Here is a 12,321-nt window from a genome sequence, read left to right as displayed (position 1 = left end):
GCTGGGAGCTCCGCCATCAGCTGTGAGGAGAGGCAGAAATCGATCTTTTTCGGCAACAAATACCAGATGTCCGTGCCGCGATAATCCCCCATCCCGGGTACTCTGGCGCGCTACGCCCGCTCCCCCTCTACGACTGTCTCCCGAATCTGCCCGCGATTCGGGATGACCATGATGTTCGCGCGAGGGAGACCACCGGGTCGTGACGATACAGATTGAGGGGGGACAGGTCGCCGGGGCATCCCTTTGCGGACGTCTAGATGAGTTTCGCGCGGTGATGAGTTGCCGTATCTCGAAGATCGAAGCTCGCCGCGAGCAACACGACACCAACCCGCGAACAGCATCACCTCCCGCACTCATACTCGACGGGTCTCACTTGCGTCACCACTATGCCCCGCAGTCCGAGGAACGAAGTAGCCGAGTGACTGACCGATGAACGGCCGAACAACACGGGCGAGCGAAGCGAGCGCGGGGAAGAGAGGGCGGCTAGGAGGGAAGGAACTCTCTTACTATGAGGCTGCGCTGTGCCTCGGCCTCGGTCACGGCGACCCCGACAGCTCGTCAGGTGGAAGCCCGAAGCGCTGTCGCGCGGCTCTGTGATGAATTCCGCGTGGGTCACGCTCGCGGCCTCCTCAGCGTCGAGGGATTCCTCCGCCGCCGGTCGGTTCCGTTGACGACGGTCTCCCGTAGCATCAGGTCTCATGGTCCTGACCCTCGCTCCTCTCCTCCGCGACGCCGGCCTCGACGCAGCTGATGCCATCGTGCTCCGTCACGCGTACGTCACGCTGCACGAAGATTCCCGATTCAGGGGAATTCACCCGAACTCGACGGATGCTGAAGTCCTGGCGTACACGAGTAACCAAGGTGTCGACGGGTTCCCGGCCACGCCACGAGGTACTGGGTGGTGTTCATCAAGGAGGGCGGGAGCGAGGCACGACTGTGGTCGGTCGTTGAGAACCACGGCGAGGTCGGCGGTGACGGTGTCCGACGCGAGTTCGGCATCGAGCGCACGAACCTCATGCCCGAGCTCGCGGGCCGTCTCGTCATTCGGTGGAGCGCACCGCGACGTTGGTGGATGCGAGCGGCGACCGCCGAGACGTACCCCGTCACTGGCATCGCCGACGCCGAACCGATCCCGTTCCCTGGGTTCAACGAGCTGATCCTCGGCTACGCAGACCTGCAAGCCGTGATGCGGGAGCCGCGGTATGCCTCGTGGAGGACGGCGCTTGGCGCCGTGCAAGGCATCTACCTCATCACCGACACGAAGGACGGCCGACAGTACGTGGGGAAGGCCGACGGGAGCGAGAACATCCGCCAGCGATGGACGACCTATGCCGCCAACGGGCACGGGGGCAACAGGGAGCTCCTCGGACTCGACCCGTCATCGTTCCGCTACTCAGTGCTGCGCGTGTTTGATCCGGCGACCCCCGAGACCGTCATCAACGGCGCGGAGAGCCACTATAAGCGGGCGCTCGACTCGAGGAACCATGGGCTGAACGCAGGCTAGGACCCCTCCGCCGTCCAGCTGAGGCGTGGACGGAGCTGTCGCGAGTAGGAGTGTCGTCGGCTCGCGCATAGGTCGATGGTCACGGAGCTCCCGTGACATCCCCTACGCCTCAGGAGGCCTCCATGTACCAAGTGCCCGACGTCATCAACACGCCCCTGTCCGAAACGCTGATGGTCAGACTCATCCTGCACCTCGCACAGACCTCATACCGTGCACGCGTGCTCACCATCGACGATCTGCATCGTGCGACTGCCGAGGCAGACACCTCGCTCTCCCGCCTCGGGCTCACTGCGGCCGAGTGTGTCGGTATCTGCCTCGAGGTCAGTGCCTATGCCGACCCCTCAAGGCACCGGGGCACCACGACGGCGACCTTCGCCGAGGTCCAGCGCACGAGACGGGGTTGGCGACTCAACCGCATCGGCCGACGCTCCAACCGGGCAGCTTCCGCCGTCTGGTTCGTGACCGTCCCACCGTCTGACGCTGTGCTTGCCCGGGCGGCAACGCGCGTCCTCCGCCGAGGCACCAACGGTCAAGGCCGACTGTGACGACTGGGACGCCCGACCGCGCATAGACGAACGGCGGCGTACCCACGTATGTCCGGTCGATGGGGCGACCGGACATGCGCCAGCGTCGTCCACTCCGAGCGCGGCGGCCGATATGAACTGCACCTTGGTTGACGCCGGGACGAAGCCCCACCGCGCATAACGATCCTCATGAAGACAAAACTCATCTCCTCTATGGCGGCATCCGGTGTTCTTGCGATCTCGCTCGCCGGATGCGCGTCGTCAGGGTCCGAAGCGCGTGACCTCGCGACGCAGTGGTTGGGCGGCGACAGCAGCGTTCAATGTCTCGATGCTCCTTCGACATGGAGCACCTGGTCGCTGGGTGGAGCCGAGCTCCTTGGCGAGGTCGATGGCGCCCAGCGGTGGGCAGTGGAAATCGACGGGACGCGAAGCATGAAACCCGAGGCCGGCGGTCACCTGCTCGTGGACCTCGATGACGACGGAGGGTGCGTGCGCTGGTACCAGGCCCCGCAGGCCGAGTAGCGATGTTGAGAGAGCGAGGGGCACGCGCATAGGGCTCATGCAGCCGACGCTGCGACCTCCTATGGAGGTTCGACCCGAAGAACGGAATCTGTGATGACCACCCTCGCCCATGAGATGGAAGCCCTCGCAATGAGAATGAGCGTCCCTCTCCGAATCCAGAACCCGATGCGCTTTGTCGCAGAGGGCCCCGACTTCGTCCACGGACTGGCGAAGACCGTAGACGAAGCCACCACGCTGCAGCAGGAAGGCAAGGTGGCCGCGGGGTTCGCCCTCGAAGCATGGGCAGCCTTCTTGCTCGCCACCGCCATCGGCTACGACGGCTACATCGTCAGCGCGATGGGCGACGTGGTGGCAGAGTTCCTGCGTCAGCCGAGGACTGAGCGGAGCGAGGAGGAGCTCGTCCGTATCGGAGAAACACTCGGCATCTACACACCCGAGACATTCCTCAACGGTCGGCGGCAGGACAACGCCGCCGAACTCTGGGTAATCGCCTACGAGAACGTCACGTATCACCTCCGCCCGGTTGGGCTGAAGTTGGCCTTCTGGGCGGTCTGCGTCCGGGCTTCTGACCTCGACCTCTCGGCGACGCACGTTCCCGCAGGTGTTTCGGAGGCGGCTGCCATCTATCGCTGCTTCGCCCAGGGGCGTGAATAGTCTCGCGCGGAGGTCTGGTCCGGTGACCTCAGCGAGTCCCTCGATTGCCATGCTCCTGTCAAGGCAGTACCTCCACCATCACCGCGCTGAACTGCGTATGGGTCGGGCCGCCGAAGAGTTCGCAACCTTGTACCCAGAGCGGCTTGATGTGGTGAGGGCCGACCCGCTTGCTGCTGGCAGCGTTACGCATGGGTCTCTGGATGGCCTCTCGCACTGCCGCCGCCGTTGCTGGCGCATCGGAGCCGATCCAGTAAAGAAGCACTCGTTTTAGGCCGTTGACCGGAGAGCCGTTCTTCTGTAGTCCACGCAGCTTTTCGGAGTCTTCTTTGAGCTTGCTAACTGCGAACCTGCCGGCCTCGAGAAGCATCAAAGTTGGGCCGGGTCCATCAGTCGGCCTCTCGAGCACCAGATCAACGCGCTTCGGATTGGTTGCCCCGTTGCCATAAGGAGCCTCCCAGCGGATCGTGTAGTCGTGGAGAGATGGCGCCATCAATAGGTACTGGTAGAGCGTCTGAACGAGTGTCACTTCGTAGAACTCACGCTTGGAACCAGCCAAACTCGGACGCCCGTGCGTCAAGACGAACAGGTCAGTGGAAGCACGCTGAGCGGCAGGTTCGAGAACCTCCAGGAGCGCGCGCTCAAGGGCGTCCGAGGCAAGACGTGGACGACCGCGCTGATAGTGCTCTAGGAACCGGGCCATTCATCCATCTCCGAAACGCCTCTGAGGTTTCGTTGACACCGGGCCGAGTGCCACCTTTAACGGGACTCTACACATCGACCGGATCTGCGTGTGCTGATGGCATACCGCCAGGACTTGATGGTTACTGAAGGATCGTCTCGAGACTCCGATATCAGTGCCGCAATCGATGGTCTGTGGCCGCTCATCCAGTCCGGCCAGAGCGGCGACCGCGCTTGGCGGGAATCCGGGTGAGTGCTCCGGACATAAACCCGGTTTCGGGCCGCTTCGTGCTGACGTACGTTTATGGCCGCGGCCGCGCATGTTGTCGATATGACAAGCCGTACGTTCGCCCTGGCTCGCGTCTCGACAGACCGGCAAGCGCTCGACCGGCAGCTCGATGCGCTGAAGCTCGCCGGTGTGACCAGCGATCACATCATCATCGAGCACGGTGTAAGTGGCGATTCGGCGCACCGGGACGGGCTAGATGAGCTAGTACTTCGAATCCGGGACGGCGACGAAGTCCTCGTCGCTGAGCTCTCCCGTTTGGGTCGTCGCACAGTTGAAGTGCTGTCGCTGTTGCGCGAGTTGAACGGCAGGGGCGTCACGGTGCGTTGCTTGCAGCCGGCGTTGACGTTCGACGGATCACCGCTATCGACGCTGCTCGTAACCCTCCTCTCCGCGTGTGCCGAGCTTGAGCTCGAGACCCTCAGAACTCGCACACGTGAGGGACTTGCGGCAGCACGCGCGCGCGGTCGGGTCGGAGGTCGACCAAGAGTGCTGACCGAGATGCAATGTCGAGAGGTAACGCGGATGCGATCTGAGGGTCGGAAGGCGACGGAGGTCGCGTTGATCTTCGGCGTCTCGGAGCGAACCGTCCGTCGTGTAGTGGCGGCAAAGAGCTGAGAGAGGTGAGCCAGTCCCTGACGCCCCTGCCTTCAGAACTCGACCAGCCAGCTCGAACAACTATGGTGTCGGGCTCAGGGTGGGTGCTGGGATCTGTACGTCCGGGCTGACCCAGCTTCCTGTCAACAGAAGCAGGGAGATCATGGTGATGATCAGAATGATGCTGCCCGCTCCGTAGAAGATATGGAGCTTCCGCGTTGATGTCATCTCCATGCCAAGCCAGTTGCGGTGGCTCGCATTCTGAATCTCAGTCGAGAGGTCGGCGGTAATGCCACTGGCCTTCAACTGCTGTTCGACGGGTGAGGCAGCAATACCTGCGCCGCTCAGTAGTCGGTGGTACCAAATCCCATCAGCGAACCAGAAGAGGAGCCAGATTAAAAGACCGAGGACGGGGACAAACGCGGCCGGATTGAGACGGAGGCATCCAACGGAGACGGGCTCCGCGTTGATATATCCGAAGAACGTTGCACCGAGCGTGAAAGTCAGTGCTGTCATTGAGAGCGCGCGGATTCGCCAGCCTATGTCGTTGAAGTGCTGTTGCACGTCGACGATCTTCTTCCAGACCTCGATCTGGGAGGCAAGATTCTTGGTGTCGGTGTCCTGCGATGGATTTCCTGTCACAACATCACTGTAGGAGCGAACTCGACGTAATCGAGGATGTCAGCCAGGCCGTCCTCCAAGGTGAAGGTCGGCGTTGGATGGACCCCAGGTGACTTGTCCTGTTCCTTCGCCACAACTGCATCTGGCCAGTGCGAGACATCCTGCAGCAACCCGTACCGAGGGTCGTTCGTTTTTACGCCGTAAGCGGCATGGGCGTCAATGGCCCCGACAGTCTGTGCCATCGCGACATCCTTCATCAGGCTGTCGCCGACGTACACAGCCTCGGAAGCGGGAACACCGTGGTCGTCGAGAATCTGTTGAAGGATCTTTGGATTTGGCTTCACAACTCCTCTCGGCACGTGTCGATGCTCGGTGGCGCGAAGGTGGTAGTCCTCGGTCTGCAGTGTCCGTCGAGCGTCTACGTCGACGCCGTCGGCAGTATCGTGGTCGGGCGAGGAGTAAAGCTCGGATATCAGACCGTCCAGGCCTGTGTGCTGAATGCGCCACCTCGTCCAAAACGCGAGCGACTCCGTGTACGCGACTACCGTCGTGCGGTTGTCTCGCAACTGTCGGAGCGTGTCATGAACGCCCGGGTAGAGCTGGGTCGCGGCCTTGCGAGCGCGATTTTGGGCGTGAAGTGCGGGATCGAAGTACTCGGCCAAGGACGAACCGGGCGGAACGGACTCGCGTAACACCTCGAGTTCATCGATCAACCAGGAGTACTCGGAGGTACCCCGGCGCTGATGAATTGGGCGGATCGCCCGCTTGAGTTCCGTCACAGATACACCGGAAAGCTCTGATGCCACTCGCAGGAACTCGGAGAAGGACGAATGCCAGGCGTCGAACCAGGTCCATAGGGTGTCGTCGAGGTCCACGACGAGAAGTCGTGCTTGGCGCTTCTCGATGGTCATGCCGTTACCTTAGCGAGAGCGAGGGACATTGAGATGAACACCAGTCGTCGGCCCGTGACTCGTGCCCGGGCTCCCTCAATCTCGGTATTGACCCTTCCTTGGCTCCACGAAAGGCCTGCCGGCCCGGCGCCGCGCTTCGGTGTGCATGGTGATTGGCGACGCATCGAGAACGTAGTTCACGATGGAACGAAGGAAGGCTGCGGGCGCGAGGTCTTCCGGTGTCAGGTCGCCGCGAACCGTGACCTTCGGCAGTGAGTCGAGGCGCAGGTCGATGAGGGGAATCTCTGCGGGCTCGGGGTCCAGGTCATCTGCTCCTGGCTGGTCGAACGGATCTAGCTCAGTCGGTTCCGGTGCGGGCGGCATCTTTCTAGCCACCCAGTCGGGAACCTCGTAGTCCGGCACAATCAGACCGACGGCATCGTACGCATCTGTCTCACGGTTTAGCTTCTGGAGCTGATCGACCAACCATTGTGCCGAGCTCGCGTCCTCGGTGAAGGCGGTTGATCGCAGCCCGAACGCGAACCCTAGCGCGGCCATCGGGTGGCGTCCGCGAAGGTTCTTCGCGTCGCCGTTCGCTTCCTCGATGCGGTTCGCGGCATTCTTGCCAAACGCCGCATCCATTCGCTTGGTCGAGATGAGGATCTCCGGGCCCGTCGCCCACGAGCTCATGACGACGTCGACTTGCTTGATGTAGTTGAGGCCCAGGATGTTCGCGTTTGCGCTGACGATCCCCGACGGCGGATTCGGCCCTTGAAGTCGCGCGCGGAGCGAATCCGCGTCCTTCTTCGGACGCAGGGAGTCGAGAAGCGCAGCGATGTCCGTCGGTATAACGCGGGGGTGCTGTGCTCGGGGCCACACGGCATCGGGAGAGAAGCCGGCCCTCCGCAGTTCATATGCGAGCCAGACATCCAGAGCCTTTGCGGCGACGCCGCTCTGCGTGTCTGCGGGGTCAGGGATAACTGCGAGCACGCACCCGAGCAGCGTTTCGAGCGTCACGATGTCAGGCTTATACGCGCCGTCTTCCCATGGGTTTGAATAGTCGCCGTCTGGGGCTGCGCGCGCCACAGCTGCATCGAACAGCGCCCATGCTTGCGATGCCTTCGAAGGACTCTTACTTGCCACTCTTGCCTCGCACGGTTCGCCTCGTCATCCAGTCGTGCCGGTCGGCGCGTATTGCCTCAACCTGAACCTCGTCGAGCACACCTTTCAGCACAATCGCGTCCACCTCTGCGACGGCGCCGAGCAAGTTCTTGGCTTGAAGCATCCGCTGGACTCGGGGCCGCACCTCGAGAAGTGCGTCTCGGTGCCGTCGGAGCAGGGCCAAAGAGGGCATCCACCACCCGTCGGCTTCCCGCGGTTCTAGCTTCAGAATGCCGCCTCCATACGAGCGCCCAGAGTACTCGGCGCCGAGAAGACTGACCGAGTTCAGTGAGGCGATGGGCAACACCTCGCGTGCAAGCTCCTTCACATCCTCACGTAGGTACACGCCGTGGACAGAATTTAGATGATGAGTGCCGGCGTCATTGGTGACGAGCCGAACTGTATCGGCGTTCATGTATGTCAGAAGCAAGTCCGGCGGGTCGAGGAGAGGAACTCGGAACCAGGGCTTGCGCACCCTGCACTTGTAAGCGGCTGAGACACCAGTGTCTTCGCCCTCTGCGATGTAGCGCAAGGTTGCCCTTGCGGGTCTCGCCGACGGGTATAGCAACCAGGTGGACTCGCCCTCTCCACCAAGACGCGTGAACGCTGACCTGGTGAATGAAAGGCCCCGCAGATGCGAGCTTCCAGGTGGCGAGATCTTGACCAGGTCTCGGGCGGGTATGCCCAGCCGTCTGGCGCGCTCCGGCGAGAGCGCGAAGTAGCGATTGGCGCCTGTCACTGCCCCCAACGATGTCTCACCCAGGTCCTGCAGGGTGCCGAAATGCCCTGCGCGGATGCTCTCGGCGACCGCGTCCAGAGTCTCAACGCGCAGGGGCTGAGCAAGCCAGCGGTCGGTCGGCCTTTGAGGCGTCCAGGTGACGCCCTTCTCCAATTCGGCGAGGGTTGATGCGTTCCGCGTTTGACGCAACGTCGCGACTCCTGCTGGATCGCCCCTCCAGCCGTCCGCTTTCACGAGAACAGTGTCGGCCTCCGCGTCTGGGAAGACCTGCTCGTCGAAGACTACGAGTTCGACCTTGGCGAAGTTCTCGAGAAGGAATCGTCGCACCGGCGCGGCGTAATTGACGGTCAGGAGCTCCGCGGGGAGCACCATACCCAATCGACCGCCAGGCCTCAGGTGCGCAGCGGCATGTACGACGAATGGCGCCCAACTCGACGCTAGTCCGGTCAGCGCGACGCCTTGTTGGAGGGCCGCAAACCGGGCACGGTCACGTTGGGGGCCTGTCCAGTCCTGATATCGGATGAAAGGCGGGTTGCCGATTACTACGTCGTAGATCGGCTTGGGATGGATCAGGAAGAAGTCGCTGACCGAAATTTCGGCGACCCCGCCCGTGGCGTTGACGATCTCGCGTGCCGCGTCGGCGGCGGGTCGATGAATCTCTACTCCGTGCACGGTGGGCCGGTCGGCGCCGACAGCGACCAGGCGTCGGACCGCCGCACTGAGGAAAGCTGCCTCGCCGGCGGACGGCTCGAGTACGGAGTCGCTGGAGTCACGGATCGCCCAGGTCGCGAGGTGCTCCGTGATCGCTTCGTCTGTATAGAACGCACCGCGGGCCTTGCGCGCGGGGGCTGGATCATGACCGAGTGCTGCGTACGGCGGGTTACTGGTCACGAAATCAGACTATAGGCGCGGTCACCGACATCAAGGTTGCCTTGACGACCTTGTTGCGGCGGCCCTCGTGGTCAGCAGGGCATGGTGCGGCACCTCTTGACGCAGGCCGTGTCATCATGGCGACGAGAGGAGGCGCGAGCATGGCGCTGTCGGACACCGATGCAGGCGTGGCGTGGCTCGGAAACTTCCGTCCGCTCGACCGCTACCTTGCCAAGCGGCTCCTAGACGCCTTCGCACTGGATAGCTGGAGTCCCGCCAGGGTCTCACTGAGCGAGCTCATCGCAGATGAGCTACATGCGGCACGAAGTGACGGTGCTGTCTGGCTCTTACCAGCCATGGACTCAGGCGACATCAGGTCGTCTAACAATCTTCCCAGAAACGAGCGACTGCGGGCCTTCGACAACTTCGATCCAGGTATGGCGATTCCGTCGATGCCAGGAAGCGAGGGGCTGATCGGCCATCTCCTACGTGATTTTCAGGGCAAGGAGGTCCTTTCAAGTTCGGCGAGCATCGCCGAGCTCCGCGAGAGGCGTGTGCGGACCGTCATTGTGGTCTCCGACACCATCGAGACGGGCGGGCAGGTCGCGAAGTACGTCCAGGCTCTGTTCCGCAACAGAACTCTCAAGAGCTGGCGCTCGTTCCGCTGGGTCCGACTCGTGGTGCTCGCGTACGCCGTATCACCGGAAGGCGAACGCGTGATCACGCACCATCCGCACGTCGACTCCTTACGCTACGTCCGACAAGCTCCAACTATCCGGCACCTGCCTTGGGCTGCATCTGACATCGAAGCCGCCCTCGACCTTTGCGTTCGTTATGGGTGGGGCAAGGCACCTCTTGGGTACGGCGACCACGCGGGCCTGTTCGGCATGCAGGAGCGTCTTCCAAACACGATCCCGAGAATCTTTCGACAGAACGGTGCGGATTGGGCGCCACTCTTCACGGGTGCGGGCGGTCGCCAGGTTCCGGGAGGCATCGTGCGAGAGATCGCGCAATCTCCAGAGCTAGCCGTCGCGCAGGATGAGATCGTCGCCGCCGTGCGTCAAGAGCGACTCGCAGTGAGCATCAGGAAGCAGCAGCGAGAAAGCAATCGCGACATTCTTGCGGTGCTGGCGTTGCTGCGTGCGTCTCCAGATCGAGCCCGGATCCTAGGAAGCGCTCTGGACTTGGCGCAAGACGAGGTCAAGTTGCTCCTCAACTATCTGGAGTCCCAGGGGTGGATCGACGACCGTCTGAATGTGACTGACCGTGGAATCGCGGAACTCGCGGCAGGAAAACGCAAGCCGCGGCGTGTCGAGCCTCGACGCATCATCGAAAACTCGAGCCCCTACTATCCTGAATCTTTGAGGTGAGGAGATGCGCACTGCTGGCCTAGAGATGAAGTCGCGACGTCGTCGTGACTCGTTGGGTAATTTCGCCCAATTGGTTCGGAAACGAATCATGGTGCCCCGGGAGGCCGGTGTATTCGGACTAGCTCGCGCAACGCGTGCAACTACGGACAGGCCGCCCTGCGTGGGCCTTCGGGCTCTTCCTGTCCGTGGATCCCTTCGGGATCTCCATTCGGAGTAGACCAGGTGCCATCTCCTCACTCTTACATCCAGTATGGGCAAAGCCTCGGACGCGATATTGGGATGCTCCGACGTGCCTCGTCGTACCTACGGGATATCTCTGCGAACGGCGCGTACCCGCTTCTCACGTTGGGACACTTGGCGCGAGAAACCGACACAGAGTGGGGATACCTCCGGTCGGTTGTCGAGCGGCAAGTCCAGGACTACACCGCGATACGCAGGATGAAACGGGACGGAACGTTTCGAGCGATATCGGCGCCGATGCCGACCCTCATGCACGTGCAGCGTTGGATTCTCACTCACGTTCTGACGGGGTTGCCACTGCACGAAGCCGCCTTCGCCTACCGACGAGGCTTGTCGATCAAGCACTGTGCCCAGGAGCATGTTGGCGCTCGGTGGTTGCTGAAGATGGATCTACATGACTTCTTCGGAACGGTCGAGGAGTCACAGGTATACGTGGCGTTCCGCTCGCTGGGGTATCCGGCACTACTCGCGTTCGAGATGGCGAGAATCTGTACCAAGACCGTTTGGCCCGGTACGGAAATGCCCTGGCTCGAGAATCGCGGTGTTGAGCGATACGGCAGCCCGTACCGTGGGGTTCTCCCGCAAGGAGCACCGACGAGTGGAGCGTTGGCGAACGCGGCGGCCTACCGCCTTGACGTCATGCTCCGAGGGATCGCAGATGACGACGGTCTTGTGTATACGCGCTACTCAGACGACCTGACGTTTTCCTCGCTAGATCAGTTCAATCGTGCATCGGTTCCGAAGTTGGTGGCTCGGGTGGAGCGGGCTGTAGGGCTCACGGGGTTCCAGGTGCATAAGAAGAAGACGCGCGTCGTCCCTCCTGGTGCGCGCAAGATTGTCCTCGGGCTCATGGTCGCAGAAACAGGCGTCCGGCTTGTCCGGGAGTTTCGAAGCCGCATCGACAACCACATTCGATGCGTTGGTAAGTATGGCCCGGCAGCCCATGCAGAAGCACGCCGATTTGACTCAGCGCTGTCGATGATCAATCACATCGATGGGTGCTTGGCATTTGCCACCGACATCGAACCTGATTGGGCCCAAGACCGAACGCAACGGTGGGAGAGCGCACTGCGCATCAGCGGGCACCCGGTGGCCCGGGACGGTCGAGACCGCTGAATCTCGGGCCACCGCGTGGCGCATGTCGCGAGCCGGTCTTCCGGCTACCGCACGCCCAGATTGAAGGTTAGCTACTCGAATGGGCTGTTCAGCATGCCTCATGCTCGCTTCATCCACGCGCAAGATGTATGCAAGCAGGAAACAAGCGGATCCCCCGGACCCACGTGTGTTCGGAACGAGTAGAGCTGTGCGAGACCGCATGGATACGCGGAATCAGATATTGCGACCTGCAGGAATAGCTATGCTTGGCCGACAGGATGTCAGGAGTTCGAATCTCCTAGGCTCCACACTGTGTTGAGACAGTTCGAGAAGGCCCCGCCATGTGCGGGGCCTTCTCGTTTTCCCGGGTCGCTGCGGCGCGCACCGTCGAAAAGCGAAGCCGGTGAGGGTTGTACACAGGTGTTAACAGGCTCTTCACGAACGAGGGTGTAGTCGGTTGAGCGCGTCGATGACCGGGTAGGGGTCGAGGTCTCCCGGATGATGGAAGTTCTTCACGCTTGCCATCCCGAAAGACCTCGACTTGCTCCACCCTACGTTCGCGACCCCTGA

At 62.2% G+C, this 12,321-nt stretch carries 12 protein-coding genes; 7 read left to right on the top strand and 5 right to left on the bottom strand.

Features of this window, described 5'->3' with window-relative positions; translation table 11 throughout:
- Positions 1-898 precede the first annotated feature (898 nt).
- The 4 genes from AC3A3J_RS04195 to AC3A3J_RS04180 all read left to right on the top strand — a co-directional run bounded on the left by AC3A3J_RS04195 (position 899) and on the right by AC3A3J_RS04180 (position 3,204).
- Complete coding sequence (locus AC3A3J_RS04195; protein WP_487671080.1) at positions 899-1,504, top strand: GIY-YIG nuclease family protein; 606 nt, start codon at positions 899-901, stop codon at positions 1,502-1,504.
- Between the two features lie 122 nt (positions 1,505-1,626).
- Positions 1,627-2,049 carry a hypothetical protein gene (locus tag AC3A3J_RS04190; protein WP_487671079.1) on the top strand — a complete coding sequence of 141 codons (423 nt, stop codon included), beginning with the start codon at positions 1,627-1,629 and terminating at the stop codon, positions 2,047-2,049.
- A 168-nt stretch (positions 2,050-2,217) separates the two neighbouring features.
- The gene (locus AC3A3J_RS04185) at positions 2,218-2,550 is read left to right on the top strand and encodes a hypothetical protein (protein ID WP_487671078.1); all 333 of its coding nucleotides are present in this window, start codon (positions 2,218-2,220) and stop codon (positions 2,548-2,550) included.
- 93 nt (positions 2,551-2,643) lie between these two features.
- Complete coding sequence (locus AC3A3J_RS04180; protein WP_487671077.1) at positions 2,644-3,204, top strand: hypothetical protein; 561 nt, start codon at positions 2,644-2,646, stop codon at positions 3,202-3,204.
- 58 nt (positions 3,205-3,262) lie between these two features.
- Here AC3A3J_RS04180 and AC3A3J_RS04175 read toward each other — a convergent pair whose 3' ends face one another.
- Positions 3,263-3,904, bottom strand: coding sequence for a hypothetical protein (locus AC3A3J_RS04175; protein ID WP_487671076.1), 642 nt, complete (start codon positions 3,902-3,904; stop codon positions 3,263-3,265).
- Between the two features lie 309 nt (positions 3,905-4,213).
- Between AC3A3J_RS04175 and AC3A3J_RS04170 the strand changes: the two genes are divergently transcribed.
- On the top strand, positions 4,214-4,786 hold the full coding sequence (locus tag AC3A3J_RS04170) for a recombinase family protein (RefSeq protein WP_487671075.1): 573 nt from the start codon (positions 4,214-4,216) through the stop codon (positions 4,784-4,786).
- 60 nt (positions 4,787-4,846) lie between these two features.
- On the opposite strand, the gene AC3A3J_RS04165 is transcribed toward AC3A3J_RS04170, so the two are convergent.
- The 4 genes from AC3A3J_RS04165 to AC3A3J_RS04150 all read right to left on the bottom strand — a co-directional run bounded on the left by AC3A3J_RS04165 (position 4,847) and on the right by AC3A3J_RS04150 (position 9,067).
- Entirely contained in the window at positions 4,847-5,407 is a 561-nt protein-coding gene (locus tag AC3A3J_RS04165; RefSeq protein WP_487671074.1) for a hypothetical protein, read from the bottom strand.
- On the bottom strand, positions 5,404-6,297 hold the full coding sequence (locus tag AC3A3J_RS04160; RefSeq protein ID WP_487671073.1) for an HAD family hydrolase: 894 nt from the start codon (positions 6,295-6,297) through the stop codon (positions 5,404-5,406). Before AC3A3J_RS04160 ends, AC3A3J_RS04165 begins: the two co-directional genes overlap by 4 nt.
- A gap of 75 nt (positions 6,298-6,372) precedes the next feature.
- The gene (locus AC3A3J_RS04155; protein ID WP_487671072.1) at positions 6,373-7,293 is read right to left on the bottom strand and encodes a hypothetical protein; all 921 of its coding nucleotides are present in this window, start codon (positions 7,291-7,293) and stop codon (positions 6,373-6,375) included.
- Positions 7,294-7,408: 115 nt separating this feature from the next.
- Entirely contained in the window at positions 7,409-9,067 is a 1,659-nt protein-coding gene (locus AC3A3J_RS04150; RefSeq protein ID WP_487671071.1) for an Eco57I restriction-modification methylase domain-containing protein, read from the bottom strand.
- A gap of 140 nt (positions 9,068-9,207) precedes the next feature.
- Here AC3A3J_RS04150 and AC3A3J_RS04145 point away from each other — a divergent pair, with 140 nt between their 5' ends.
- Both AC3A3J_RS04145 and AC3A3J_RS04140 read left to right on the top strand, forming a co-directional pair.
- The gene (locus AC3A3J_RS04145) at positions 9,208-10,416 is read left to right on the top strand and encodes a phosphoribosyltransferase-like protein (RefSeq protein ID WP_487671070.1); all 1,209 of its coding nucleotides are present in this window, start codon (positions 9,208-9,210) and stop codon (positions 10,414-10,416) included.
- Positions 10,417-10,695: 279 nt separating this feature from the next.
- The gene (locus tag AC3A3J_RS04140) at positions 10,696-11,772 is read left to right on the top strand and encodes a reverse transcriptase family protein (protein ID WP_487671069.1); all 1,077 of its coding nucleotides are present in this window, start codon (positions 10,696-10,698) and stop codon (positions 11,770-11,772) included.
- Positions 11,773-12,321: the final 549 nt, after the last annotated feature.

The organism is Microbacterium sp. Soil_N32, assembly GCF_057655505.1.
Note: the sequence above shows the minus strand (reverse complement) of the source record. Positions and strands in the feature narration are given on the sequence as shown.